The following is a 25,161-nucleotide window of genomic DNA, read 5'->3' as shown; positions in this document are numbered from 1 at the left end:
AAATGACAATTGAAATGATCGATACTGTCATCCTTGGCGCAGGCATAGCTGGCCTGGGGGCTGCATTAAAAGCAAGTGAGTGCGGTTTGAATGCAACGATATTTGAGGCTCGCCGGACGACTGGCGGTTTGCTCGATAATTTTTCCATTCAGGGTTTTCGTTTTGATAATGCTGTACATTTGAGTTTTGCCAGCGAAGAAAAAGTTCGAAAAATTTTTGATCAGACTGCATACCTTACTCATCCTGCAGATTCTTATTGCTTTGATCAGAAAATTTGGTTGAAGCATCCTGTCCAGAATAACTTATTTCCCTTGCCGGCCGAGGACAAGGTTAGTCTCATTAAATCATTTCTTGATCGCCCCGCCACATTAACTGGTACCGATTATGAAACCTGGCTACGTCATCAATATGGAAATGGATTAGCTGAGCGCTACCCAATTTGCTATACGCAGAAATATTGGGGAACTCCTGCTGCGTCTCTGTCCACCACCTGGATTGGCAATCGTATGCGGCGCGCTGAAATTGATGAGATATTGTTCGGTGCATTGTCTGCAGAAACACCAAATACATATTACACGAAAGAAATGCGCTACCCTAAAGTGGGTGGTTATAAGGCATTTATACAACCGTTGATCGACGCAGCCGATATCCGTCTTGAACACAAGGCTATTGAAATTGACGCGGAGAAGAAGATAGTCACTTTTGAAAATGGAGTGCAGATAAGATACCGCCATCTGGTCAGTACATTACCTATTCCGGTATTGGTGAAATTGATTCGAACTGCACCGGCAGAAGTGGTTGGTGCTGCTGCAGAATTAAAGGCGACATCGATCGATTTGATATCAGTTGGGTTTAACAAGAATTTGGTCAAGGATCTGTGGTTCTATATTTATGATGAGGACATTTTAGCCAGTAGGGCTTATTCTCCATCAGTAAAATCCCCTGAAAATGTTCCAAAAGGAACTAGCTCCTTGCAGTTTGAAATATATAGTCGTGGTAATGAATCAAAATTTAACGAAAAAGATTTGATCGAGAATACGCGTTATGCATTGAGAAAAATGGGTATTGCCGAAGATGACGATATCATATTCATGGATCACAAGTTCTTACCATATGGAAATGTTATATTCGACTTGAATATGGAAGAAAACAGGAGGATGGTGTTGGATTGGGTAATCTCATTGGATGTTTCAAGCTGCGGGCGTTTTGGTGAATGGGATTATCTTTGGAGCAACCAGAGTTTCCTGAGTGGATATAATTATTTGCAGGGTAATGAATGAAGAAATTATTGAGTATTTGCATCCCAACATTTAACAGGCAGGGATATCTGGATGCTTTGTTGACCAATATAGAGAAACAATTGAAGCAATTTGATTTGTATCAAAAAGTTGAAGTGATTGTTTCAGATAACTGTTCGGAGGACGAGACTGTCAGCATTGCTGGAAAATATGCCAACTTCGTCGATTATAGCCGTAATGATAAAAATATTGGTCCTGACGCCAATTTTTTGCACTTATTTAGCAAAGCTGAGGGCGAATATATCTGGCTCCCCGGTGATGATGATGAGATCCGCGGTGATACCATCGCTTATATTATTAATTGCATAGAAGAGCTGAAATTTGATTTCCTTTATCTGAAAACAGAGGGCGAGCAAATAGATCATGTGCAGCGTGGTGCACTGAAACTTTCTAATGTCGAGCTTTTGACGCGAGTCAATATTTTCACGACGTTTATGACTTCTCAGGTTATTCGTGCCGATTTGATCAAAGAGCAAATTGAAGATGCACGGGTTTATCTGGGCGGTTTCATGGCGTATTATAAAATATTTCTCGAGGCATTGTGGCGCTCTGAAAAATGCTTTATTAGCAATGGTAAGGAGATTTTTGCAAATGCTGACAATACGGGAAATTACCTTTTCTATAAGGTTTGGTCACAGTCAGTATTTGACGTTTTACTCTCTTCTTCATTCTCAAAAAATAAAAAACTAGTTGCATTGATGAAAATTCGAATGTTCTTGGCTTTAATTTTACCAATCACATACAAGTTAAAAACCGGAACCAAGGGATTTTATTTTCTCTCGGAAAATCCAGAGCAGAGCATGGAGAAATATTTTAACGCTCCATTATATAGAGTTATTTTCCGGGCTTATATCAGGTTTCCTGGCTGGGCACTTTTTCCATTGCATAAGTCACTTCGTATTTTTACAAAAATTCATGCAAAGATCATAGGTGGAGTGCTGTAGTTTCTACTGGACTCTGCTGGAGAAATACGCATTATTCGTGCTGAAATTTCCATTCCGTGTGAGAGCGGCTTTCGGCAGGTATGTCATTAACAATGATTATGCGTTGTGGATTTTTGCTGGTGATTTACTCTGTCGGAACATTAATTTTGTATGCGAAGCCAGACTTGCGTGGGAAAGTTATAAATGAAGAGAATTTTTAAAGCAATAGATAACAACGGGATTTGGGGAGTATACATTTTTTTTTCCTTGCTCCGAAATTATATCAGAGTGTATTGGATAAGAAAATTATTGCAAGTTCCAGATATATACTTCCAAGGTGCACCAAAAATTATCAATAGAAAGGACATCTTTTTTGGCAGAAATTTTCAGTGCGGAAAAGGTGCGTGGATAGAGTCCGTTGGAAACGTTTTAGATGGAGCAGAGAATTCTCCAAAAATAAAAATAGGAGATAATTTTACCGCATCTGAATATTTGCATATAGGTTCGGCATATTCAGTGTTAATTGGTGAAAACGTATTGATTGGTAGTCATGTATTGATTACGGATCATGGGCATGGCTCTTATGGAAGTACTGGAAGCCATCCTGACGTTCCTCCAAATAGCAGACCTTTATCTGTTCGTGGCCCTGTTGTAATCGGTAATAATGTCTGGCTTTGTGATGGCGTGAAAATTCTATCGGGAGTAACCATCGGTAATGGCGTGGTCGTGGCTGCCAATTGTGTGGTTCGTGAGAATATTCCTGATAATTCGATATACGATGGTCGGGTCGTGAAACGATATAATCAGATCGAAAAGAAATGGTCTATAGATGAATGAAAATAAAATTTTATGTGTCGCAATTCCAACCTACAAACGACCAGAACTCTTGGATAAGTGTATTGAGTCAATATTTTCATCATCTGGAAATGCTGATGTACAAGTTTTAGTAATGGATGACTCGCTGGGCGAGGAGAATGCATGGGTTTACGATAAATATAGAAGCGCAGGAAAAAATATACGGGTTATTTATAACAAAAAAAACTTGGGTATTGATGCAAATATTTGCGCATGTATTGAAAATGCAGATGCTGACTATGTGTGGTTGATGGGAGAGGATGATCTGATGCGTAAGAGCGGCATTCCGACCGCATTGGCGATGATTAAGGACTGCGCACCAGTTCCATTTGTTTATACGAATTACTCTTATATCACTGCAGATCAGAAGAAACAGTTCAGGGAGCGTTCTATTGAAATCAAGGAGGGATTGCAACCTTTTAAGATTTTCTTCGAGAAAAATTTATGGTCGGCTGGTTTTATAGGTGGTTGTATAATAAGAAAAGAATCATTCCTGGCTACGCGTTATCGTGAGTTTATCGGTACTTATTATGCGCACGTTGCTGGAATTTGTTTGTCGAGTATAGGTATGCAAGTAGCGGTGATTGCTCAACCGCAGGTTGGAAATAGAGTAGGTGATGCATCGACATTCACATGGTCAGAAGACTCGTATGGTGTTTTTCAAGGATGGCGGCGCTTGCTTTCGATGCTGGAACCAGATTTTGGCACAGAGTCCTATGCGCGAGCACGAGCAAGCCATATCCAGGCGCATGGATATCTTGGCTATAAGTTTTTAATTGGAAAAAAAGCAGACGGATTGCTACAAAAAACAGATATTTCTGCCTTGCTGACGAGTGAAATATCTCGTTCGGAGAAGTGGCGGATCATTCTGGTATCAAATTTTGCCCCACGTTTTATGTGCAAGTTGTTGCGAAACACTTATTCAAAGATCAGAGGTTTGAAGCTGACATATTTTCATTTAAGCTAAAGGCAATAATGTTTTTCAATAACTTCGAGCCTGAAGAGAAAATATATCAGCGAATCGGATGGCTGGTGGCCATTATATGGATAATATCGGCCTTGCCTGACTTGGTAAATACATTTTTAGGCAATCGCACTGGGAATGATTCCTCAATCACGCCGGTTTGGATCAAGGCGATAAGAGATGTATTTACATTGGGCGTTGCTTTATATTTTTCACGAGAGTTGGATCGGCGCAATCTGTTGTGGCGCCTTTTCGCTGTCGTTTTTTTTATGGCATACGTTATCTACGGGACCTTGAATGAATTTCCCGTATCTGTTTCTTTCCGAGGTACGCTCTGGATACTTGCATTATGCTGGTGTGCGACAGCGAATGCTGTGAGTAGCAGAAGATTGTATGTCATGGCGCAGGGAATATTTGATATAACGCTACCTGCGGCCATCAGTATATCTCTGGTCTTGGGATTGTTGGGGGCTGGTATGTATTTTGAAGGTGTCGGGCCATATGAACGTAATCCCGGACTGTTTTTGACCCCGTCTGCCACTGCATTCATGGCTTGTTTGATATTTTTGCTTTCACCGGCGAAAAATAAAAAAAATGCATATCAGGCTTTTGCTATGGGTATCCTCACTTTGAGCGGGATTTTCTTTATTAATGCTGCGCTGATGTTTGGTCGCCTGAACAGGAAAATATATATCATTGGAATAGGTGCAATTGCGGCGATTTTGCTTGCTATTGGTATCGATGGGATTATTCAGGCTGTTAGCTTGATCGCCGGATTTTTGCGTAGCAGTGAAGCCGTCACGCTGACCCTAGGAACGCGGGTTCTTATTATTTTGGAAACCATAAGAAAACTGTCATTTTTTGGCAGCTATCCTGTTGGATTGAATATTGCGGCCAATCAGGATATCGATATTTTTTTTCCGGATAATGCTTACTTATCATTGACGTACGCTTACGGTGCATTTGGAATTGCACTTTCTGTTGCGATAACTTTTTTTGCTTTTAGAGCCCGCAATTTTGGGTTCTTCATCTTGATATTGACTGCAAGTTTATTTTATGTTTGGTTTGAGAACTTGTTATTTTGTGTTTTGATTGGATTGGCATTAAACAAGAACATTAATGATGTAATGAGTTACGACGAGACGCGCAAGATATGAAGCAGTTAGTAATTCTTCCATTTATGCCTGCGGCAAATGCCAGCCAGGCTGGTCATAGGTTGTCATTTGATATTATTAAAAATATCAGATTAACGAATGAGGTCCATTTGTTTCTTATCGTTCGATCTCATGAGCGCGACGTCCCTCCCGAATTGTCTGAGCTTTGTGGTAATGAAAATATTCATGTTGCTGTTATTGAAAATACTTCAGTAATTCTAAGTTGGCTGGCAAGTGGCTTTGATGACTATTTTCGATTTGTAACCCGTTATACGTCGAAGATATCCAGGGAGCTAGTTTCTTATTGTTCCAGGAATCAATTTTCTGTTGTGCGATTTGAGTTCTCTCAAACTTTTAAATATGCACGTGATCTTATTGACTCAGGTTGCCAGGCAAAGATCCATGTTTCTATCCATGATTTGCAACTTCAGGTTATTTTGAGGAAAAATAACCTGGAATCTTTGTTATTGCGCTGGGCGTATAGAACAGAAAAAAGAATGCTGGCGGCGGCGGATGAAATTTTCGTTTTGTCAGAGAAAGATAAGGTATTTGTTCAATATCTTCTGGATATCGATGCAAAGGTGACTGTTGTGCCTCCATCATTGTCATCTTTTGTGTATAACATTCACCGCATTCCGGATAAGGTAGAGAAGAATACTCTGCTATTCTGGGGGGCCATGGGGCGCGTGGAAAATGAATCCGCAGTGCTTTTCTTTGTCGAGAATATTCTGAAGAAATTAAGAAGCGCGGGATATATGTATAAGTTGTATGTTGTCGGATCCAATCCTGGGAAAAAAATTCAGGAGCTCGCTTGCGCACATATTTGTGTCACTGGATTTTTGGAAGATCCGAGCATCTATTTTGAGAAATCATCGATAGGTGTCGTTCCCTTGTCTATGGGCGCGGGCGTAAAACTAAAAACATTGGAATTATTACAGTCTGGATTGACGGTATTAGCTAGTCCCGTCGGTGCAGAAGGTATACCGGGCGGCAATGAAAAATTGATTATTGCGGATATTGCGAGTTTCGAGCAAGAACTTGTTAGGATGTATGAAAAGTAACGAAAAAATTGTCGAAAAAGTTGGCGTGCTATTAGCTGCTTATAATGGCGCCACATGGATCGGTAAGCAAGTTAGCTCTATTTTGCAGCAGGATAGTGTCGATGTTAAGATTTTGATTGGGGACGATAAGTCAAGCGACGCTACCGTCAACGTACTGACCGAAAGTTTTTCCAACGATAACCGAGTTACGCTTATCCGCAGAGAGATTGGCACTGGATCATCTGGTGCCAATTTCAGGACTTTGTACAGGGAGGTCGAATTTAATGATGTCGATTATGTTGCGCTTTCCGACCAAGATGACTATTGGAACGTCGATAAGCTGTCATGTGCATTGGCATCATTGAATGCCAGTGCATCCGATGCATATTCGGCTGCTGTTCTGGCGACTTGGAGTGCAGATAGAAAGAAAATATTGCGGCAAAATCCCAACTTGCGCGCGGCAGATCATCTGTTCGAAGGCGCAGGGCAGGGCTGTACTTTCGTCATGCGTGCGGATTTCTTCAGGGAGGTACAGGCTTTCTGCCGCTTACATGCTGTCGTAGTAGAAGAACTGCATCATCATGATTGGCTGGTATATGTACTTGCCCGCGCTTGGAATAAAAAATGGTGTTTTGATGCGAGGCCAAGCATGATGTACCGGCAACACGGGCACAATGAATTGGGTGCGAGAGACGGTCTGTCGGCGATATGGCATCGCCTGGCCATGATACGCAATGGCTGGTATGCGAGGCAGATCCAGGCAGCATCGCGAATTTATATTCTGGCAGGAGGTAGTGACAAGGCCTGTCTTGTTTTGGCTAAACAGTTTTCTGACCAGATCGAGAAAGCACCCATGACCCGGCGTTTGTCACTGTGTATTGCTGTGTTACTACATGGCCGCCGTCGATTCGTCGATAGGGGTATTCTGGCTGTGGCGGCACTGGCTGCCTGGATTTAAAAATTCCTGGTTTGTTTGTTGCGAGGAAAATACCATGCCTCTGGCCTGGATCTGTTGCCGATAATGCCGAGCAGCATAAGGGCGGTCAACGCGCACGCTCGATGGTCTTTTTCGGGGGCGACCACGACCCGGACGAAGCACATCAATAGCATCGAGCACCTGCCTGACGTGGGCCGCATCGCTGCACTGACCGGCAGTAACAAGAACGGACAACGGCAAGCCGTGCCCATCTACGCATACATGGATTTTGCTGGTGATGCCCCCGCGCGTATGCCCCAGCCACTCGTCAGTTACGGCCCCCTTTTTTCGGCTGGGGGAAGCGTCTTTCGCGCTCCGATAGCACTGCGCTGGGCCTTGACGTGCGTGGCGTCAAGTGCAGCGCCATCCCAGTCTACAAGGCCGGCATCGCCGGCTGCAGCCTGCATGACCTTGAGAAGTCGCTGCCAAGTGCCGCTCCTGGACCAACGCACGCATCGGTCATAGCAGGTCTGCCAAGGGGCGCCTGTTCGCAAGCGCCATAGGATGCCATTGTTTACCTGTCGATGCTCGGTATACACGTGACCATGACGGGGATTGGACGGCAGATGGGGCGTAAGCTGGCGCCACTGCTTTTCGGTAAGGTCGGTTCGGCTCATCGCCCTATGAATGACGTCGCTCAACTGATCGAGATTGGTGAGAATCATCTGTCTGCGGTCGAGCGCAATGATTTCTCACAATCCTTGCAAGCTAGGTTCCAGCTCGTAGCCAACCTGAATGGTCTTTTCTATAACCAAGGATCCGCCTCATATTTTTTCTCGTAATGATAGCGCGGCTATATTGCGTACCGCTTAGGCGAAGACGTCCGCATTGGCCAATAGGGTGCCGGCTTTGTCCTTGCCTGACAATAGCGGCTCGCCATCGAGTGGCCAATCGATTCCGATGGCTGGGTCGTTCCACAGGATGCTGCGCTCGAACTCTGGCGCCCAATAGTCGGTCGTCTTGTACAGAAATTCGGCGTTGTCACTGGTCACAACAAAGCCGTGCGCAAAGCCTTCCGGTATCCACAACTGGCGTTTGTTGGCTGCTGATAAAGTCACGCCGACCCAGTGTCCGAAGGTTGCGGAGCTTTTGCGCAGGTCGACGGCCACATCGAACACCTCCCCTGCGGTCACACGTACCAGCTTGCCCTGCGGTTGCTGGATTTGATAGTGCAGGCCGCGCAAGACGTCTTTGGCTGATTTGGAATGATTGTCCTGTACGAAGTCGCGCGTGACGCCGGTCAGTTCGGTAAAACGCTTCTGGTTGAAGCTTTCGTAGAAGAAGCCGCGGTCATCGCCGAACACGGTCGGTTCGATGATCAGGACATCAGGTATGGCGGTGGTTTGAATTTGCATGGTGTGAAATGAGCCGTTCAGGCGTTAGTATATTTTTTCTTCGAGCAGGCGCAGCAGATACTGGCCGTAAGCGTTCTTTTTCAAGGGTTGCGCCAATGCCTCTAGTTTGGCAGCGTCGATATAGCCGCGACGGTAGGCGATTTCTTCAGGGCAGGCGACTTTCAGACCTTGACGGTTCTCGATGGTGGCGATGAACTGGCCCGCCTCCAGCAAGGACTCATGCGTGCCGGTATCGAGCCAAGCCATGCCACGGCCCATCAGCTCGACTGTCAACTGCCCGCGTTCCAGATAGGTGCGGTTGACGTCGGTGATTTCCAGCTCGCCACGTGGTGACGGAACGATGCCGGCAGCGATATCGCACACCTGGCTGTCGTAGAAATACAGGCCGGTGACGGCGTAGTTCGATTTTGGCTTGAGTGGCTTCTCTTCAATGCTGATAGCGCGCCGTTGCTCATCGAAGTCGACCACGCCATAGCGTTCCGGATCGTGAACATGATAGGCAAACACGGTCGAGCCGCTGGTGCGTGCCGAGGCTTCACGTAGCTGCGATTCAAAGTCGTGACCGTAATAGATGTTGTCGCCCAAAATCAGGGCCGATGGTGCATCGCCGACAAATTCCTTGCCGATGATGAAGGCCTGTGCGAGTCCATCCGGGCTGGGCTGCACAGCGTAGCTTAGGCGGATACCCCACTGGCTGCCGTCGCCCAGCAATTCCTGGAAGCGCGGTGTATCTTGTGGTGTAGAAATGATCAGGATGTCGCGTATGCCGGCCAGCATCAGGGTGGTCAGCGGATAGTAGATCATCGGTTTGTCATACACGGGCAGCAGCTGCTTCGACACGGCCATGGTGACGGGGTACAGGCGCGTGCCGGAACCGCCAGCCAGGATGATGCCCTTGCGTTCGATGGCGGCCCCCATTATTTCTGCTCCAGTGCCGTATCGCGTGCCCCGTAGTTTTTCTCCACCCACTTCAGGTAGTCGCCCGATTGGACGTCGCGTACCCAGGTCTGGTTGTCCAGATACCACTGCACGGTCTTGCGAATGCCGGTAGCGAAGGTTTCGGCCGGCTTCCAGCCCAGTTCTCGTTCGATCTTGCGCGCATCGATGGCATAGCGGCGGTCGTGGCCCGGGCGATCCTGCACATAGGTGATTTGTTCGCGATAGCTGCCCGATGCCTTGGGATCGAGCGTATCGAGGATGTCGCACAAGGTATGCACGACGTCCAGATTGGCCATTTCATTCCAGCCGCCCACGTTGTAGACCTCGCCCAGGCGTCCCGCTTCCAGGACGCGGCGGATCGCCGAGCAATGGTCGCCCACGTACAGCCAGTCGCGCACCTGCATGCCATCGCCATAGATAGGCAAGGCTTTGCCGGCGCGGGCATTGCTGATGATGAGCGGAATCAGTTTTTCCGGGAAATGGAAGGAACCGTAATTGTTCGAACAGTTGGTGGTGAGCACCGGCATGCCATACGTATGGAAATACGCGCGCACCAGATGGTCGGACGCCGCTTTCGATGCGGAGTACGGGCTGTTGGGTGCATATGGCGTTGTTTCCGTGAATGGCGGGTCATGCGGTCCCAGGGTGCCATACACTTCATCGGTCGAGACGTGCAGGAAGCGGAAGCCATCCTTGGCTTCGCCCGTCAGGCCGGACCAGTAAGCGCGTGCGGCTTCGAGCAGACTGAAGGTGCCATTGACGTTGGTCGAAATGAATTCGCCGGGGCTATGGATCGAACGATCGACATGGCTCTCTGCGGCAAAATGCACGATGGCGCGTGGCTGGTGTTCTGCCAACAGGCGGGAGATGTGGGCGGTGTCGCAAATATCGCCGCGTACAAAGATATGCCGGGGGTCTTGCTCCAGGCTTGCCAGATTGCTGAGATTGCCAGCATAGGTCAGTTTGTCAAAATTGATCACGGGCTCATCGTTGAGCGCCAGCCAGTCGCGTACAAAATTGGAACCGATGAAGCCGGCGCCGCCAGTCACTAAAATCATGCTGTTATCCTTTTCTTGCTTGTAAATTACTAAATTTGTAGACTGCGTTGTTAATACGCGCCATCTTTCTTGAAAATGACTTTAACCGTTTTCAGCAGGATGACAATGTCATTGAATAGAGACCAGTTCTTGACATACCAGGCATCGAGATAGACACGCGTATCGTAGCTGACGTCGTTCCTGCCGCTGACTTGCCATAGACCCGTGACCCCGGGCTTGGCTTCAAGGTAATAGTCGATCTGGTTGCCATAGCGTTCCAGTTCGGCATCGACAACCGGCCGCGGACCGACCAGGCTCATCTCGCCTTTCAGTACGTTCCATAGTTGCGGCAATTCATCAAGGCTGGTCCGGCGCAGGAAGTGGCCGATCGAGGTGATGCGAGGGTCGTTTTTCAGCTTGAAGTCACGGTCCCACTCGGCACGGGCTTCAGGATCGCGCTCCAGTAGCTCCTTGAGCAAGACGTCGGCATTCACGGCCATGGTGCGGAACTTGTAGCAGAGAAAATGCTTGCCATTCTGGCCCACGCGTTTGTGGCCGTAGAAGATGGGACGACCCGATGCCATGACCTTGGCCGCGATCCACAGCAAGATGGGGGCGCCGACGATCATCACGCAGATCGAGGCCGTCAGATCAAAGCAGCGTTTAATCAGTTGCAAACCTGGCCGCGCCAGATTGTTGCGCATGGTCAGCAGCAAGACTTCATGTGTAAAGAAATGGTTGACTTCCATGCCGTACAGGGGCAGGCCGCGTACGGCTGGCACCACTTGCATATTGGCAACGCAACGGCTGACCTGCTGGATCATGCCCTGATAAGCGTCAATGCCGCCCTGTTCCAGCGCGACAACCGTATGCGGATCGCCCAGCAGCTTGAGTGTTTGTTCCGGACTCTGACCCAACGAAATGCAGGGCACAACCTGCTTGCTGCGATTCACATAGTGATGTTCCAGGCGGTCTTGGCCTTCCGGTATCAGGAATGCAATCAGACGATAGCCCATCAACGCTTCCTCATCGAAGGCACGCGCAGTTTGCAAGGCATTATCACCCCATCCGATGATGACCATGGGGCGTATCCAGCCGCCCGCCTTCATCAACAGGTATTTGACCAGGCCGCGCAGCAGCAAGGCACAGCACGGCACCAGCAACCAGGTAGCCAGCAGCGCTTCGCGCGAGGAGTCGCGTTTGTCGAGGAAGACCAGGGCCGCGTCAATCAGGCCCATGACCATGGCGATTTTCAGGATTTCCTTGATTTCATTCGAGTATGGACGGCGTTTGGCATGATGGCCCTTCAGCTTGAAGATCGCCACAGTGACCACGGAGAGCAGGCTGTAACTGAGCAGGCGCGAGCTATCCAGCCCGAAGCTGTTCAAGCCGGTGGCATCGAGCGTCCATTTGCCAGCGAGCCAGAATGCCATGAACATGGCCAGTGCATCGGCAAAGGTGAGAAAATATTTTTCTGCCCTGCTGCTGCAATACCATTTCACTTCTTGTACAAAGATGCCTTCGATTGGTTTCATGATGACTTGCTTAACCTTATAAACTTCAGTGTGAATTCTTGCGGTGCTGCATGCAGGGTGATTGTGTCCTGCTCGGTCAAGCGCGGCCGTAGCGGTCTTCAAATCGGACGATATCGTCTTCCCCAAGGTAGCTACCCGATTGAATTTCAATCAGTTCCAGCGGTAGCTTGCCCGGGTTGGCCAGGGAGTGGACGATGCCGAGGGGAATATAGGTAGACTGGTTTTCGGTCAGCAAATATTCCTTGTCGCCATTGGTGATCTGGGCCGTGCCGGAGACCACGATCCAGTGCTCGGCTCGGTGGTGATGCATTTGCAATGACAGCTTGGCGCCAGGCTTGACCGTGATCCGCTTGACCTGAAAACGTTCGCCATTGCCGATGGAATCATAGGAGCCCCATGGACGGAAGACTTCACGGTGCATGGTGGCCTCGGGACGCTCCCTGGCGACCAGTTGTGCGACCATGGTTTTGGTCTGTTGTGCCTGATCCGCATCCATGACCAGCACGGCGTCGGCGGTTTCCACGATAACGGTATTGCGCATGCCGATTGCAGTGACCAGGCGGCTACTGCTGTGCACCAGGCAATCGTTGCAATCCTGGATCAGCACGTCGCCTTGGGTGCTATTCTGGCTGGCATCCTTTTCCGCCACGTCGAATACGGCTTTCCAGGAGCCGATATCATTCCAGCCGGCATCAAGGGCGATGGTAGCCGCATGGCTGGTGCGTTCCATGACGGCGTAGTCAACGGCGATATCGGGGCTGGCGGCGTAGGCATCCTTGTCAAGGCGAATGAAGTCGAGGTCGCTTTTCGCGGCGGCGATGGCAGCGCGGCACGCGGCCAGGACGGCGGGCTGGAACTGTGCCAGCTCTTCCAGGTAGCGGCTGGCGCGGAACAGGAACATGCCGCTGTTCCAGAAGTAATCGCCGCTGGCAATATATTGTTCTGCCAGCGCCAAGGCTGGTTTTTCCACGAATTCAAGTACGCGCTGGACCTGGCCCGCAGCGGCGCCTTCGGCGCGAATATAGCCGTACCCTGTTTCCGCTCCCGTTGGCGTGATGCCGAAAGTGAGTAACTGACCCGCCTCTGCGGCAGTACGCGCCAGCGCGATGGCGCGATGGAAAGCCGGGGTATCCAAAATGACGTGGTCCGATGGCAGCACCAGCAGGAGTGGATCTTCGCCATTCTCCATCGCATGCAAGGCGGCTGAAGCGATCGCCGGTGCTGTATTGCGGCGCATGGGCTCAAGTAACATGCGGCTATTTTCCAGGCCGATCTCACGCACTTGCTCCGCGACAATGAAACGCGAGGAGTCGTTGCATACCAGCAGTGCTGGCGACACAGTGTCGATGCCGGCCAGGCGCTGCAGCGTCTGTTGCAGCATGCTGCCCTGCGTCGACAAGCGCAGAAACTGCTTGGGAAAGGCCTCGCGTGACAGCGGCCATAAACGTGTGCCCGAACCACCACAAAGAATTACGGGTAAGAGGGAAATAGTCATTTGTGCTTCAATTTAAATTTAATATTGGATAGAGCAGAGTAATCCGTCATGTATTAAAACTTACCCGGCTTGTCGCACTCTTATACGGCGGCGTACGTGCTAGAAAAAAGTCAATATTGCCAGTCGGGGCAATATTTTAATGAATTATAGAAATCTTTGTATTTTGTATAGTCTCTATAGACTCTGACAGGTGCGCACTCCAGCGCGCCTTGTATTGTAGATTGCTGCCCAGATATTTCTACTTGGCACACAACGTTTCAAGCAAAAAAGCAACAAACACGCCCACAGCCGTCATGCTGAGAAGCAACACTGCTCCTGCTGCGCAGTCCTTGGCAATCTTGATGCAGGGATGCAGGGATGGGTGGAGGTGATCGATCAGATGTTCCAGCGCGGTATTAAACAATTCCGCAGCCAGAACCATGCCGCAATTGAGCAACAGCAAGGCCCACCATATCAAGGCAGGTTTGCACCAGGAGAGTACGATAAGCACCATCAGGGCAGCCAGGCATTGCAGGCGAAAGCTCGACTCCATGCGGAATGCAGCGCTCATCCCCTGCAGGGCAAATCCCATGCGCTTGAAGAAGGGCTGATTCTTCATGGTAACTGAAGGGAGGTTGCGGGATATTTCAATGGCATGAAAGCGGATCTCTTAATGAATAGATGAGGATCGCAGGCGTGACCATACGATATGACATCATTCGTCCATAGCAGAAAGATTGCTGCCAATCTTTTTGATGTTTGATAAAAAGTAAAAAAGCCCATTTTCAAATGAAAAGGGCTTTTTTTTGCAACAGTCAATATATTTGACTATGTCAACTATTGCGGCACCAGGCCGTCACCTTTCGGCTCGACATCAAGCTGCAGGCTGGGCCTACCTGTCGCTGCCTGGGCAGCCAGGTATTAATGGTGGGTTGGGGTGGTGTGCGCGGTGGTCGAATCCGAGCTGGCAGCACCGGCCACAACGGCAACTGCTGCGCCGATTGCGATCATGGTGCTGACGCTCAGGCCGGCAACGGTGGTGCCGGCAGCGGCGCCAGCTGCTGGAGCAGCGGCTGCTGGAGCAGGAGCTGGTGCCGATTGAGCCATGGCTTGCGCGGAAGCGAAGCACAGGATTGCCGAAGCGATCAGAATTTTCTTCATGGGATATCCTTTTAGGTTGAACAGCGGGAATGCTAAACTGTCACGCGATTGTAGCAACATTTCTTCTGCTAGTCTGTGCCACACAGTTCATGGCAACAATAATTTATTCTATTTTAGCCGTATACCGGACCAATCACCGTCCCTGGCTGCCCGCGACGTTGTTCTCTATCAACAAAACACTGGCGTGCTGATGCGATCCTATGTGTTTTTTGTTAAAGATCGCAAGAATTCCTGATGAATTCGAAAGCAACCCACAAGTTTGCCAAGTCCTTGCCATCCCGCGTAAAATGCAGGCTTCGCGGGTGTAGCTCAATGGTAGAGCAGAAGCTTCCCAAGCTTACGACGAGGGTTCGATTCCCTTCACCCGCTCCATTTTCCGCTGGCGCCTGGCTTTGTGCGGCGCCGCCACTATTTTCTTCATTCCCATGTCCTCTGATACCCCAGCAAACGGCCCGGCGCGGCCGATGATGTACGATCCGACCGAACACCGCATCCGCAGCTTCGTGACCCGCGCGGGACGGCTGTCTGTCGCGCAGGCGCGCGCGCTCGAGACCTTGGGACCGCAGTTCCTGTTGCCTTTCGCTAAGGAATCCATGGACTTCGAGCAGGTGTTCGGGCGCAAGGCGTCGGTCATCCTGGAAATCGGTTTCGGCATGGGCGCGACGACGGCGCATATCGCGAAAGCCATGCCGGAGAAGGATTTCATCGGTGTCGAAGTGCACACGCCTGGTGTGGGCAGCCTGTTGAAGCTGATCGGCGAAGAGTCGCTGACGAATCTGCGCCTGCTGCAGCATGATGCCGTGGAAGTGCTGACGCACATGATTCCAGCCAATTCCCTGGCCGGCATCCACGTGTTCTTCCCTGATCCATGGCACAAGGCGCGTCACAACAAGCGCCGGTTGATCCAGTCGCCTTTTGTTCAGCAATTGACCGACCGCCTGGCGCCGGGCGGCTATCTGCATTGCGCCACCGATTGGGAAGATTACGCGGTGCAAATGCTGGAAGTGCTGGGCGCCGAGCCGCAGTTGCGCAATAGCGCCGACGCTTATGCGCCGCAGCCGGCGTATCGTCCGCTGACCAAGTTTGAAAACCGTGGCTTGAAGCTGGGCCATGGCGTGTGGGACCTGGTGTTCATCAAGAAGTAACTTTGGCGGTTTGCCCACCTGTGCCGTGTGCACGAGATCAAGCCTGCCGCGGCGACGCCGCAGGCTTTTTTCATGCGCGCTTTATCGTGTGCTGGCTAGGCAAAGTGGGTGAATTACGGTAGTCTTATCTTTTTTGCATTGATTGATATTATGTCCAAGAAAATACTCGTGACCGGCGCATCCGGTTTCATCGGTTCGCATACCTGTGTCGAATTGCTGGCTGCCGGCTTTGACGTCGTCGCGGTGGATAATCTGTGCAATAGCGCGCGCGAAGCGATGGTGCGCGTGGAGCGCATCTCCGGCAAAAGCGTGCCCTTCTATGAAGCGGACGTGCGCGACCGCGCGGCCATGGCCGCCGTCTTGCGTGAGCACGCCATCGATGCGGTGATCCACTTCGCCGGCTTGAAAGCCGTGGGCGAGTCCGTGGCCCAGCCGTTGATGTATATGGACAACAATGTGTCGGGCACCGTGGCGCTGCTGGAAGTGCTGGCGGCGGCGAATGTGAAGCGTTTTGTGTTCAGTTCGTCGGCCACCGTGTATGGCGATCCGGAAGCCTTGCCGATCCTGGAATCGTCGCGCCTGTCCGTGACCAACCCGTATGGCCGCTCCAAGCTGATGGTCGAGCAGATACTGGCCGATCTCGTGCATGCCGATGCGCAGTGGCAAGTTGGCGTGCTACGCTACTTTAATCCCGTCGGCGCGCATGCCAGCGGCTTGATCGGTGAAGATCCGGCCGGCATCCCGAACAATCTGATGCCATTCATCGCCCAGGTGGCAGTGGGCCGCCGCGAGCGCCTGGCCGTGTTTGGCAACGACTACGATACGCCGGACGGCACGGGCGTGCGCGACTACATCCACGTGGTCGACCTGGCGCTGGGCCATGTGGCGGCGTTGAACCGCCTGTTCTCCACCGAGGGCGGCTTTACCGTCAACCTGGGCACAGGACACGGCTATAGCGTGCTCGACACCGTGCGCGCCTTCGAGGCGGCCAGCGGCCGCAAGGTGCCATACGACATCGTGCCGCGCCGCCCGGGCGACATCGCCAGCTGCTATGCCTCGGCCGACAAGGCGAAGCAATTGCTGGGCTGGCAAGCGCAGAAAAACATCGACGACATGTGCCGCGACCACTGGTGCTGGCAGCACCAGAATCCGCAAGGCTATCTTGCCTGAGAGATGGCCGATGTATTCAGTTTTGGCACAGCAGTAATGCGTCATGCCAGTTGGGTAAGCCGCAGAAAGTCTCCATCAGTTTCTGCGACGACAATACCGAATTGGCAGGTCGCTGTGCCGGGACCGGATACTCGGATGCCAATATGGGTGTCAGCTGCGGCTTTTTTGTGACCGATGCATGGGCCATGATCGCTTCTGCGAAGCCAAACCACGTGGTTTTTCCTTGTGCCGTCAAATGGTAGAGCCCGGAATGCTCGTCCCACCACGCTTGCTGGTCGGCGGTGGCCAGGCTTTGTGCGACGATGTGCGCGGTGGTGTCGGCAATGGTACGGCTCCATGTCGGCGCGCCGAATTGATCTGACACGATATTGAGCGCGTCGCGCTCCTGGGCCAGACGGCGCATGGTGAGCAGGAAGTTTTTGCCATGCGTGCTATATACCCAGCTGGTGCGTAGGATAAGGTGGGCGACGCCCGTGGCCTGAATGGCTTGTTCGCCCGCCAGCTTGCTGCTGCCGTAAACATTCACTGGACAGGTAGGATCAGTTTCCAGATAGGCACTGTCCTTGCTCCCGTCGAACACGTAGTCGGTACTGTAATGTATCAGTGTGGCGCCAAGCTTTTTGGCTTCCTCTGCCATGACGCCAGGGGCTTCGCCATTGATGCGCAGTGCAAGTTCCGGTTCGCGTTCCGCCTGGTCGACTGCGGTATAGGCGGCAGGGTTGACGATCAACGTAGGCTTCACACTGCGAATGACGTCCCGCACCTGTTGCAGATTACTCAAATCCATTTGACTGCGATCAAGCGCGATGATTTCTCCCAAGCCTTGCAGGCTGCGTTCGAGCTCATAGCCAACCTGGCCAGTTCTTCCGGAGATTAAAATTCGGCTCATGAATATTCCTGTTTATATTGGTGCCAATAGTATGCCTGAATGCGGCTGGATGGAGTGATTCGCCCGCCGATTTTTCAGCGCCTTGTCCGGTCAGCGTTGCCATGCGCTGCCCATACAAAAAATCCCGCTCACACGCAAGTGTGGCGGGATTTTTTTGAGCGCCATTAAACCAATGGCGTCAAAGGTAGTAATGGCGCCTGAAAAATGTCGGGGGCTAGGCGCCGCCCCGAAGACAGTACGCCAGTACGGCGAGGGGCAGGCAACAACGCCCCAGGCATTTTCTCAGGCAGCCATTATGGATACAGGCCGCGTACTTCGCGCGCCTGCAGCACGCGCGTGCACGCCAGGATGAAGGTGGCGGTACGCATCGACACTTTCTTCTCTTGCGACACTTGCCATACGGCGTCGAACGCTTCGCGCATGATGCGGGTCAGGCGGCTGTTGATTTCTTCTTCCGTCCAGAAGAAGCTCGAGAAGTTCTGCGCCCACTCGAAGTAGCTGACGGTCACGCCGCCGGCGTTGGCCAGCACGTCCGGTACGATCAGCACGCCGCGGTCGGTCAGGATGTCGTCCGCTGCCGGCAGGGTCGGGCCGTTGGCGCCTTCCAGGATGATCTTGGCGCGGATGACTTGTGCGCGTTCAGCCGTGATCTGCTGTTCCAGCGCGGCCGGGATCAGGATGTCGCAATCGATGCCCCAGAAATCTTCGCGCGGCACGAATGCCTCGGCGCCCGGGAAGCCTTCGACGCTGCCCACTTCGGCCACGTGTGCCAGCAGTTGCGGAATGTTCAGGCCGCCGGCATGCACGACGGTGGTCTTGTGGTCTTGTACCGCGACCACTTTCGAGCCGGCTTCAGCGAACATGCGTGCGGCGACGCCGCCCACGTTGCCGAAACCCTGCACGATGACTTTCGCGCCTTCGAGCGACATGCCGACCTTGGCGGCCGCATCGCAACCGACGACGAAAACGCCGCGGCCCGTCGCATCGCGGCGGCCCAGGCTGCCGCCCAGCGAGATCGGTTTGCCCGTCACCACGCCGGTCGACATATTGCCGCCGATCATGGCGTAGCTGTCCATCATCCACGCCATGACTTGTTCATTCGTGTTGACGTCCGGCGCCGGGATATCCTTGTTCGGTCCGATGATCATGCTGATTTCGCTCGTGTAGCGGCGGGTCAGGCGTTGCAGTTCGTTGCGCGACAGGGTCTTCGGATCAACGCGGATACCGCCCTTGGCGCCGCCGTATGGCACGTTGACCGCTGCATTCTTGACCGTCATCCAGGCCGACAGGGCCATTACTTCCGACAGGGTCACGTCCTGGTGGAAGCGCACGCCGCCCTTGCCTGGGCCGCGCGACAGGTTGTGCTGCACGCGGTAGCCTTCGTAGTGGGCAATGGTACCGTCATCGCGCTCGATAGGCACGTCGACCGTCAGGATGCGCTTTGGACGCTTCAGCGTTTCCACCCAGCGCGACAGGTTGCCCAGGTAAGGCGTAACGCGGTCGATCTGCTCGAGGTAGACGCCCCATGGGCCCAGGTCTTCAGGATTGAGGTAGGAAGGAAGTGCGTGCTTGCTGGTCATGCTTGATAAGCTCCTGGACAATACGAATACGTTAGAGGCACAGCCGAGATGCAGCTGCGCGCAGCGGAACCGCATCGTAGGCGATAGCCTCATGCCCCGGCCAATGCTTTGTGCGCATCCGGTTATGCATTTATTGCATAGATTGGGGGTCAGGATGGAATTGCGGTGAAGGCTGCGCGCCGGCGTTTTTTTCCGCCGCGCGCGGCGCTTTCCTGCGACTGCACCAGGTATTGCCACAGGCTTTCGACGATCTGCTTGCCGGGGCGCAGGCTGGAGGGGCGTTCGCGGTACAAGCGGATTTCCAGCTCGATTTCCCAGCCTGGCGCGCCGCCGTCGGCGCGCGCCAGGTGCTTGTATTTGACGTCGCGCATGACGGCCGATTCGGGCAGGAAGGCGATGCCGCGTCCTTCCAGCGCCATCATTTTCAAGCCTTCGGCCATGTCCGTTTCGTAGCAGGTTTCCAGGAACAGGGGCGCCTTGGCATCGGCCAGCAGCAGTTCCACCATGCGCCCCAGGTAGGCGTTGCTGGTGTAGGAAAGGAAGGGCAGCGGCTCCTTGGCGCTGCCCGGCAGGACGAAGTCCGGCACCTTGTCCTGGCCGCAGCGCGCATACGCACGCAGGGTTTCGCGGCCCATCACCAGCATGTCGTAGCGGCCCGGGTCCAGCTGCACCGGCTGGCGCGGATGGTGATAGCACAGCAGCAGGTCGCAGCCGCCGTCGACCAGTTGCAGCACGGCGTCGTGCACGTTCAGCGCCATCAGGCGGCTGTTGATGGGCGCGAAACCTTCTTCCAGCGCCGTCAGCCACTTCGGCATGAAGGTCAGCGACAGGGTGTGCGGCACGGCGAAATCGACGCTCGTTTGCGTGGCCGCGCGCTTGCCGCGCAACAGGGCGCGCACGCCGTTGATCTGCCCCAGCATTTCCAGCGCCTGCTCGTAGAACACGGCGCCGGCCGGCGTCAGGCGCGTGGGATACGAGGTGCGGTCGACCAGGTCGATGCCGAGCCAGTTTTCCAGCGACTGGATGCGCCGCGAGAATGCCGGCTGGGTGACGTGGCGCAGGGCCGCGGAACGGCTGAAATTATGCGTTTCAGCGAGCGAGATGAAGTCTTCCAGCCATTTGGTTTCCATCGCGGCGGCGTTCTCTTATCAAGGGCAGGGGCTAGGTGGCGTGGTCAGGGCGTATCGGGGGCGGCCGCCGGCTGGTACAGGGCGGCGGGCAGGCCGAAGAAGGACGGCGGACCCAGGGTCGTGCCATCGAGCGAGCCGCCCGCGTTCAGTGCCTTGTTGATGGCCGACAGCAAGGAGCTGCGGTCGGCGAGATTTTTTATCAGGGCGCGCGGGCCGTTGTGGAAGGTATGCTGGGCGATATCCGCGGCGACGACAAAGATCGGTTCGCGGCGCAGGGGGAACTCCACCCATTCGCCGTCCTCGTCCTGCGCGCGGAACGTGTCGGGCAGGGTCATGTTGTCGGCGCCGGGAAGGTGCGCCGCCAGCACCAGGCCGAAGGCTTCAGGCACCACGTCGGCCAGGCGGCGCACGGTGAGCTCGTCCCGCACCAGGACACGTACTTGCGCTTCCACCGCGTCTTCTGCGTCAGGCTGGGCGCCGAGGATTTTCACGGCCTGATAGATCAGGTCGGACGAGAGTGCTTCCATCAAATCATCTCCAGGATCATGGCGACGATTTCGTCGCCGTACGAGGCCAGTTTTTTCTCGCCCACGCCGCTCACGCCGCGCATCTGCTCGAGCGAGGTGGGTTTGGCCTTGGCGATTTCGCGCAGGGTGGCGTCGACGAAAATCACGTAGGCGGGCACGTTGTGCGTGCGCGCCGTTTCCACGCGCCACCAGCGCAGCTTGTCGAAGAGCGCCTGCTCGCTGGTGGACAAATCCGTCTCGACATAGCCCTTCGCCACGCTGGTGCTGCGCTTGCTGGTCTTCACCGGTTTCTGGTATTGGCGCAGCTGCACCTTCTGGCCGCCCTTGAGCACGGGGCGCGAGGCGTCCGTCAGTTTCAGCGAGCTGTATTGTTCATGGTCGACCGAGACGAGGCCCAGCGCGATGGCCTGGCGCAAAATCGATTTCCATTCCGCTTCGCCCAGGTCCGAGCCGATGCCGAAGACGGACAGGGAATCGTGGTGCCAGGTCTTGATGCGTTCGGACTCCACGCCGCGCAGCACGTCGATCACGTGGCCGCCGGCGAAGCGCTGGTCGACGCGGTAGATGGCCGACAGCAGTTTTTGCACGGGCACGGTGCCGTCGAACGACACGGGCGGCACCAGGCAGGTGTCGCAATTGCCGCACGGCGAAGCCGGTTCGCCGAAGTATTCGAGCAGGCGCATACGGCGGCAGCTGAGCGTTTCGCACAGGCCCAGCATGGCGTCGAGTTTGACGCCCAGCACGCGCTTGAAGGTGTCGTCCGCTTCGGATTCGTCGATCATGCGCCGCTGCAGCACCACGTCCTGCAAGCCGTACGCCATCCAGGCGTTGGCGGCCATGCCGTCGCGGCCCGCGCGCCCCGTTTCCTGGTAATAGCCCTCGATGCTTTTTGGCAGATCCAGATGCGCCACGAAGCGCACGTCGGGCTTGTCGATGCCCATGCCGAAGGCGATGGTGGCGACCATGACGATGTTTTCTTCGCGCAGGAAGCGCGCCTGGTTGGCGCTGCGCTTGGCGTACTCCATGCCGGCGTGATAGGGCAGGGCGCGGATGCCGCTCTGGTTCAAAAACTCCGCCGTCTCTTCGACCTTTTTGCGCGACAGGCAGTACACGATGCCGCAGTCGCCCGCGTGTTCCGTGTTGATGAAGTCGAGCAGCTGCTTGCGGCCGTTGGCCTTTTCCACGATCTGGTAGCGGATGTTCGGACGGTCGAAGGACGAGACGAACTGGCGCGCGTCTTCCAGCTGCAGGCGCAGGGCGATTTCGGCGCGCGTCTGCGGGTCGGCCGTGGCCGTGAGCGCGATGCGCGGCACGTCCGGGAACTGCTCGTGCAGCACCGACAGCTTGATGTATTCGGGACGGAAGTCGTGGCCCCACTGGGCCACGCAATGCGCCTCGTCGATGGCGAACAGGGCGATCTTCGAGGCCTGGAACAGGTCCAGGCAGCGCTGCGTCATCAGGCGCTCGGGCGCCACGTAGACGACGTCGATGCCGCCCGTGCGCACCAGGCGCTCGATGCGGCTCGCTTCTTCGTAGGTTTGCGTGGAATTGAGGAAGGCGGCGCGCACGCCGACCTCTTCCAGCGCGTCGACCTGGTCCTGCATCAGCGCGATCAGCGGCGAGACGACGACGCCCACGCCATCGCGCAGCAGCGCGGGAATCTGGTAGCACAGCGACTTGCCGCCGCCCGTGGGCATCAATACCAGCGCGTCGCCGCCATGGCTGACGTGGTCGACGATGTCGGCCTGCTGGCCGCGGAAGGCCGGGTAGCCGAAAACGGTTTGCAGCAGGTGCAGCGCGCGCTGGTTAAGATCTTGATTCATAGTGCCTTATTCTGCCCAAACAACCCAGCCGTAGTGGGCGCTGGCCAACACCAGCAGGCCGAACACGATGCGGTACCAGGCAAAAAACGTGAAGTCGTGCGAGCTGATATAGCGCAGCAGCCAGCGCACGCACAGGAAGGCGGAGATGAAGGCGGACACGGTGCCCAGGCCGAACAGGGGCACGTCGGTGGCCGACAGGATGTCGCGCGCTTTGTACAGCGAGTAGAAGGTGGCCGCCAGCAGGGTGGGGATGGCCAGGAAGAACGAGAATTCGGTGGCCGTCTTGCGCGACAGGCCCAGCAGCATGCCGCCGATGATGGTCGAGCCGGAACGGCTGGTGCCGGGAATCAGCGCGAACGCCTGCGCGCAGCCCACCTTCAGGGCGTCGAACGGCGTCATTTCATCGACCGAATTGACGCGCACGGTGACGGGGTTGGTGCGCGCGCGGCGCTCGACCAGCAAAATCACGATACCGCCGATGATGAAGGCCATGGCGACCGGTACAGGCTTGAACAGCGCATGCTTGATCATCTTGCCTACGCCTAAGCCGATGATGGCCAGCGGCAGGAAGGCGATGGCCACGTTCAGCACGAACTTGCGCGATTTAGCTTCGCTGCCGAAGGTGGTCAGCACGCTGCCGATGCGCTGGCGGTATTCCCAGCACACGGCCAGGATGGCGCCGGCCTGGATGGCGATCTCGAAGACATCCATGACCTCTTTCGAGACATCCTTGGTAAAGTCGAGCAGGCTGCCGGCCAGGATCAGATGTCCCGTGGACGAAATCGGCAAGAATTCGGTGAAACCTTCGACCAGCCCCATGATGATGGCTTTTAACGCAAGAATGAGATCCATAGATGTATACAAGGGTGTAATTGACAGGATGGGGTGACCGCCTGGCGCCAGCAATGTGCGCGGGGTCGAAGCTTACCACGCCGCAGGCCTGCGGACCTTATTTGGACGCTGTCGGGCGGCGCTTTTTTAGCGCCGTCCGACAGGCGGGAGGGACGATCAGGATGCCTGTTTTGCCGGCGCCACCAGGCGCGCGCTGGCGGCCACCAGCAGCAGGGCGGCGCCCAGCATGGCGAAGGCGATATTCAGACTGGTGGCGTGCGCCACGAAGCCGATCACGGCCGGTCCGGCCAGGATGCCCGCATAGCCGATGGTGGTGATGGCCGCCACGGCCAGGCTGGCCGGCATCGCATGCTGGTTGCCCGCCGCCGTAAACAGGATGGGCACGATGTTTGCCGCACCCAGGCCGATCAGCACGAAGCCGGCCATGGCCAGGCTGGCGTGCGGCGCCAGCACGGCCAGGAAGAAGCCACTGGCCGCGCACAAGCCGCCGAAAGTAAGCACGCGCTTGCCGCCAAAGCGGCTGACCACCTTGTCGCCCGTGAAACGGCCTATCGTCATGGCGATGGCGAAGGCGGCGTAGCCGAGGCCGCCCTTGGCTTCCTCCACGCCGCGCGTGGTGGTCAGGAACAGGGCGCTCCAGTCGAGAATCGCGCCTTCGGCCAGGAAGACGATAAAGCACAGCAAGCCGATGAAAATGACGGCGCCGTGCGGCATGACGAACAGCGGCGTCTTTTCGCCGGAAGCCGAGGCGGTCGGCAGCAAGTGGCCTTGCGCCGCACCCAGCACGCCGCACAGCAGCAGCATCACCACGCCACACGACCAGGCCGGCGTCAGGCCCAGCCACAGCAGCAGCGCCATGCAGGCGGCGCCGGCGAAGCCGCCCACGCTGAACAGGGCATGAAAGCCCGACATCATCGCGCCGCCATTGGCTTTTTCGATGATTACGGCCTGGATATTGATGGCCACGTCGAAGGTGCCCATGGCCGCGCCGAACACCAGCAGCACCATGCCCAGTTGCAGCGGGCTGGCGGCCAGCGCCAGGCCGGGCAGGATGGCCGTCAGCAGCAGACCTGCGGCGGCGATGACCTTGCGGCAGCCGAAGCGTGCCGTCAGCATGCCCGTAAACGGCATCGCGCACAGCGAGCCGGCGCCCAGGCACAGCAGCAAGACGCCGAGCGTCGCTTCATCGAGGCCCAGGCGCGACTTGGCGTAGGGGACCAGCGGGGCCCAGGCGGCCATGCCGAGGCCGGCGGCGAAGAAGACCAGGCGGGTGGCGCGTTGTTGCAGGGTGCCGGTGAGATGCATGGGGGAGCTTTTCAAGAGTCGGGGTGGAT

The 25,161-nt window shown here is 54.6% G+C and carries 25 protein-coding genes and 1 tRNA gene; 10 read left to right on the top strand and 16 right to left on the bottom strand.

The features are described from left to right. Positions 1-2: 2 nt before the first annotated feature. From AC07VH_RS07055 to AC07VH_RS07025, 7 genes are all read left to right on the top strand, one after another. Entirely contained in the window at positions 3-1,280 is a 1,278-nt protein-coding gene (locus tag AC07VH_RS07055) for a protoporphyrinogen/coproporphyrinogen oxidase (RefSeq protein WP_494788191.1), read from the top strand. Next, entirely contained in the window at positions 1,277-2,242 is a 966-nt protein-coding gene (locus AC07VH_RS07050; protein ID WP_494788192.1) for a glycosyltransferase family 2 protein, read from the top strand. The genes AC07VH_RS07055 and AC07VH_RS07050 overlap by 4 nt, the downstream gene beginning before the upstream one ends. A gap of 183 nt (positions 2,243-2,425) precedes the next feature. Then, positions 2,426-3,058: an LbetaH domain-containing protein gene (locus AC07VH_RS07045; RefSeq protein WP_494788193.1), complete on the top strand. Its 633-nt coding sequence runs from the start codon at positions 2,426-2,428 to the stop codon at positions 3,056-3,058. Continuing rightward, the gene (locus AC07VH_RS07040; protein WP_494788194.1) at positions 3,051-4,043 is read left to right on the top strand and encodes a glycosyltransferase family 2 protein; all 993 of its coding nucleotides are present in this window, start codon (positions 3,051-3,053) and stop codon (positions 4,041-4,043) included. Before AC07VH_RS07045 ends, AC07VH_RS07040 begins: the two co-directional genes overlap by 8 nt. Positions 4,044-4,051: 8 nt before the next feature. After that, on the top strand, positions 4,052-5,197 hold the full coding sequence (locus AC07VH_RS07035) for a hypothetical protein (protein WP_494788195.1): 1,146 nt from the start codon (positions 4,052-4,054) through the stop codon (positions 5,195-5,197). Then, positions 5,194-6,255 carry a glycosyltransferase gene (locus AC07VH_RS07030; protein WP_494788196.1) on the top strand — a complete coding sequence of 354 codons (1,062 nt, stop codon included), beginning with the start codon at positions 5,194-5,196 and terminating at the stop codon, positions 6,253-6,255. Before AC07VH_RS07035 ends, AC07VH_RS07030 begins: the two co-directional genes overlap by 4 nt. Further along, the gene (locus tag AC07VH_RS07025) at positions 6,245-7,192 is read left to right on the top strand and encodes a glycosyltransferase (RefSeq protein ID WP_494788197.1); all 948 of its coding nucleotides are present in this window, start codon (positions 6,245-6,247) and stop codon (positions 7,190-7,192) included. Before AC07VH_RS07030 ends, AC07VH_RS07025 begins: the two co-directional genes overlap by 11 nt. Here the strand turns inward: AC07VH_RS07025 and AC07VH_RS07020 are convergent. The 9 genes from AC07VH_RS07020 to AC07VH_RS06980 all read right to left on the bottom strand — a co-directional run bounded on the left by AC07VH_RS07020 (position 7,124) and on the right by AC07VH_RS06980 (position 14,711). Then, entirely contained in the window at positions 7,124-7,411 is a 288-nt protein-coding gene (locus tag AC07VH_RS07020; RefSeq protein WP_494788198.1) for a transposase, read from the bottom strand. The genes AC07VH_RS07025 and AC07VH_RS07020 overlap by 69 nt on opposite strands. A 71-nt stretch (positions 7,412-7,482) precedes the next feature. After that, complete coding sequence (locus tag AC07VH_RS07015) at positions 7,483-7,827, bottom strand: transposase (RefSeq protein WP_494803999.1); 345 nt, start codon at positions 7,825-7,827, stop codon at positions 7,483-7,485. A 192-nt stretch (positions 7,828-8,019) separates the two neighbouring features. Continuing rightward, a complete protein-coding gene (rfbC, locus tag AC07VH_RS07010) occupies positions 8,020-8,565 on the bottom strand; it encodes a dTDP-4-dehydrorhamnose 3,5-epimerase (protein ID WP_475417862.1) in 546 nt (181 codons plus the stop codon). A 24-nt stretch (positions 8,566-8,589) separates the two neighbouring features. Beyond that, entirely contained in the window at positions 8,590-9,483 is an 894-nt protein-coding gene (gene rfbA / locus AC07VH_RS07005; RefSeq protein ID WP_475417863.1) for a glucose-1-phosphate thymidylyltransferase RfbA, read from the bottom strand. Then, the gene (rfbB, locus tag AC07VH_RS07000; protein WP_494788200.1) at positions 9,483-10,562 is read right to left on the bottom strand and encodes a dTDP-glucose 4,6-dehydratase; all 1,080 of its coding nucleotides are present in this window, start codon (positions 10,560-10,562) and stop codon (positions 9,483-9,485) included. Before rfbB ends, rfbA begins: the two co-directional genes overlap by 1 nt. Before the next feature lie 50 nt (positions 10,563-10,612). Next, positions 10,613-12,076 (bottom strand): undecaprenyl-phosphate galactose phosphotransferase WbaP, encoded by a 1,464-nt coding sequence (wbaP, locus tag AC07VH_RS06995; RefSeq protein ID WP_475417865.1) that lies wholly within the window; start codon positions 12,074-12,076, stop codon positions 10,613-10,615. Between the two features lie 76 nt (positions 12,077-12,152). Further along, positions 12,153-13,571 (bottom strand): mannose-1-phosphate guanylyltransferase/mannose-6-phosphate isomerase, encoded by a 1,419-nt coding sequence (locus tag AC07VH_RS06990; RefSeq protein ID WP_494788201.1) that lies wholly within the window; start codon positions 13,569-13,571, stop codon positions 12,153-12,155. Between the two features lie 238 nt (positions 13,572-13,809). Beyond that, positions 13,810-14,169 carry a diacylglycerol kinase gene (locus tag AC07VH_RS06985; protein ID WP_494788202.1) on the bottom strand — a complete coding sequence of 120 codons (360 nt, stop codon included), beginning with the start codon at positions 14,167-14,169 and terminating at the stop codon, positions 13,810-13,812. 302 nt (positions 14,170-14,471) lie between these two features. Next, positions 14,472-14,711: a hypothetical protein gene (locus tag AC07VH_RS06980; protein WP_139143361.1), complete on the bottom strand. Its 240-nt coding sequence runs from the start codon at positions 14,709-14,711 to the stop codon at positions 14,472-14,474. 298 nt (positions 14,712-15,009) lie between these two features. On the opposite strand from AC07VH_RS06980, the gene AC07VH_RS06975 reads away from it, so the two are divergent. The 3 genes from AC07VH_RS06975 (at position 15,010) to galE (ending at position 17,026) form a co-directional block, all read left to right on the top strand. After that, positions 15,010-15,083 (top strand) — tRNA-Gly (locus tag AC07VH_RS06975). Positions 15,084-15,175: 92 nt separating this feature from the next. Then, positions 15,176-15,856, top strand: a complete 681-nt coding sequence (gene trmB, locus AC07VH_RS06970; protein ID WP_494788203.1) for a tRNA (guanosine(46)-N7)-methyltransferase TrmB — start codon at positions 15,176-15,178, stop codon at positions 15,854-15,856. Positions 15,857-16,006: 150 nt separating this feature from the next. Then, a complete protein-coding gene (gene galE / locus AC07VH_RS06965) occupies positions 16,007-17,026 on the top strand; it encodes a UDP-glucose 4-epimerase GalE (RefSeq protein WP_489629629.1) in 1,020 nt (339 codons plus the stop codon). A gap of 16 nt (positions 17,027-17,042) precedes the next feature. Here the strand turns inward: galE and rfbD are convergent, their stop codons facing one another. From rfbD to AC07VH_RS06930, 7 genes are all read right to left on the bottom strand, one after another. After that, positions 17,043-17,915, bottom strand: coding sequence for a dTDP-4-dehydrorhamnose reductase (gene rfbD / locus AC07VH_RS06960; RefSeq protein ID WP_489629630.1), 873 nt, complete (start codon positions 17,913-17,915; stop codon positions 17,043-17,045). Between the two features lie 293 nt (positions 17,916-18,208). Next, on the bottom strand, positions 18,209-19,495 hold the full coding sequence (locus tag AC07VH_RS06955) for a Glu/Leu/Phe/Val family dehydrogenase (RefSeq protein ID WP_034785857.1): 1,287 nt from the start codon (positions 19,493-19,495) through the stop codon (positions 18,209-18,211). Positions 19,496-19,644: 149 nt separating this feature from the next. Continuing rightward, on the bottom strand, positions 19,645-20,625 hold the full coding sequence (locus AC07VH_RS06950) for a LysR family transcriptional regulator (RefSeq protein ID WP_475417871.1): 981 nt from the start codon (positions 20,623-20,625) through the stop codon (positions 19,645-19,647). Positions 20,626-20,669: 44 nt separating this feature from the next. Continuing rightward, positions 20,670-21,152, bottom strand: a complete 483-nt coding sequence (locus tag AC07VH_RS06945; protein ID WP_494788204.1) for a hypothetical protein — start codon at positions 21,150-21,152, stop codon at positions 20,670-20,672. After that, on the bottom strand, positions 21,152-22,975 hold the full coding sequence (gene recQ / locus AC07VH_RS06940; RefSeq protein WP_494788205.1) for a DNA helicase RecQ: 1,824 nt from the start codon (positions 22,973-22,975) through the stop codon (positions 21,152-21,154). Before recQ ends, AC07VH_RS06945 begins: the two co-directional genes overlap by 1 nt. A gap of 6 nt (positions 22,976-22,981) precedes the next feature. After that, positions 22,982-23,827, bottom strand: coding sequence for an undecaprenyl-diphosphate phosphatase (locus AC07VH_RS06935; RefSeq protein ID WP_489629633.1), 846 nt, complete (start codon positions 23,825-23,827; stop codon positions 22,982-22,984). 156 nt (positions 23,828-23,983) lie between these two features. Further along, positions 23,984-25,132 carry an MFS transporter gene (locus AC07VH_RS06930; RefSeq protein ID WP_489629634.1) on the bottom strand — a complete coding sequence of 383 codons (1,149 nt, stop codon included), beginning with the start codon at positions 25,130-25,132 and terminating at the stop codon, positions 23,984-23,986. Positions 25,133-25,161: the final 29 nt, after the last annotated feature.

The organism is Janthinobacterium sp. GW821-FHT03C10 (assembly GCF_059420865.1).
The sequence above is the reverse complement of the archived record's forward strand: the minus strand, read 5'-3'. Positions and strand labels throughout refer to the sequence as shown.

Excerpts from the sequence above, each read along its gene's own strand:
- AC07VH_RS07055 (WP_494788191.1), top strand. The coding sequence starts at position 3 with ATGACAATTGAAATGATCGATACTGTCATCCTTGGCGCAGGCATAGCT.
- AC07VH_RS07050 (WP_494788192.1), top strand. The coding sequence starts at position 1,277 with ATGAAGAAATTATTGAGTATTTGCATCCCAACATTTAACAGGCAGGGA.
- AC07VH_RS07045 (WP_494788193.1), top strand. The coding sequence starts at position 2,426 with ATGAAGAGAATTTTTAAAGCAATAGATAACAACGGGATTTGGGGAGTA.
- AC07VH_RS07040 (WP_494788194.1), top strand. The coding sequence starts at position 3,051 with ATGAATGAAAATAAAATTTTATGTGTCGCAATTCCAACCTACAAACGA.
- AC07VH_RS07035 (WP_494788195.1), top strand. The coding sequence starts at position 4,052 with ATGTTTTTCAATAACTTCGAGCCTGAAGAGAAAATATATCAGCGAATC.
- AC07VH_RS07030 (WP_494788196.1), top strand. The coding sequence starts at position 5,194 with ATGAAGCAGTTAGTAATTCTTCCATTTATGCCTGCGGCAAATGCCAGC.
- AC07VH_RS07025 (WP_494788197.1), top strand. The coding sequence starts at position 6,245 with ATGAAAAGTAACGAAAAAATTGTCGAAAAAGTTGGCGTGCTATTAGCT.
- AC07VH_RS07015 (WP_494803999.1), bottom strand. The coding sequence starts at position 7,827 with ATGAGCCGAACCGACCTTACCGAAAAGCAGTGGCGCCAGCTTACGCCC.
- rfbC (WP_475417862.1), bottom strand. The coding sequence starts at position 8,565 with ATGCAAATTCAAACCACCGCCATACCTGATGTCCTGATCATCGAACCG.
- rfbA (WP_475417863.1), bottom strand. The coding sequence starts at position 9,483 with ATGGGGGCCGCCATCGAACGCAAGGGCATCATCCTGGCTGGCGGTTCC.
- rfbB (WP_494788200.1), bottom strand. The coding sequence starts at position 10,562 with ATGATTTTAGTGACTGGCGGCGCCGGCTTCATCGGTTCCAATTTTGTA.
- wbaP (WP_475417865.1), bottom strand. The coding sequence starts at position 12,076 with ATGAAACCAATCGAAGGCATCTTTGTACAAGAAGTGAAATGGTATTGC.
- AC07VH_RS06990 (WP_494788201.1), bottom strand. The coding sequence starts at position 13,571 with ATGACTATTTCCCTCTTACCCGTAATTCTTTGTGGTGGTTCGGGCACA.
- AC07VH_RS06985 (WP_494788202.1), bottom strand. The coding sequence starts at position 14,169 with ATGAAGAATCAGCCCTTCTTCAAGCGCATGGGATTTGCCCTGCAGGGG.
- AC07VH_RS06980 (WP_139143361.1), bottom strand. The coding sequence starts at position 14,711 with ATGAAGAAAATTCTGATCGCTTCGGCAATCCTGTGCTTCGCTTCCGCG.
- trmB (WP_494788203.1), top strand. The coding sequence starts at position 15,176 with ATGATGTACGATCCGACCGAACACCGCATCCGCAGCTTCGTGACCCGC.
- galE (WP_489629629.1), top strand. The coding sequence starts at position 16,007 with ATGTCCAAGAAAATACTCGTGACCGGCGCATCCGGTTTCATCGGTTCG.
- rfbD (WP_489629630.1), bottom strand. The coding sequence starts at position 17,915 with ATGAGCCGAATTTTAATCTCCGGAAGAACTGGCCAGGTTGGCTATGAG.
- AC07VH_RS06955 (WP_034785857.1), bottom strand. The coding sequence starts at position 19,495 with ATGACCAGCAAGCACGCACTTCCTTCCTACCTCAATCCTGAAGACCTG.
- AC07VH_RS06950 (WP_475417871.1), bottom strand. The coding sequence starts at position 20,625 with ATGGAAACCAAATGGCTGGAAGACTTCATCTCGCTCGCTGAAACGCAT.
- AC07VH_RS06945 (WP_494788204.1), bottom strand. The coding sequence starts at position 21,152 with ATGGAAGCACTCTCGTCCGACCTGATCTATCAGGCCGTGAAAATCCTC.
- recQ (WP_494788205.1), bottom strand. The coding sequence starts at position 22,975 with ATGAATCAAGATCTTAACCAGCGCGCGCTGCACCTGCTGCAAACCGTT.
- AC07VH_RS06935 (WP_489629633.1), bottom strand. The coding sequence starts at position 23,827 with ATGGATCTCATTCTTGCGTTAAAAGCCATCATCATGGGGCTGGTCGAA.
- AC07VH_RS06930 (WP_489629634.1), bottom strand. The coding sequence starts at position 25,132 with ATGCATCTCACCGGCACCCTGCAACAACGCGCCACCCGCCTGGTCTTC.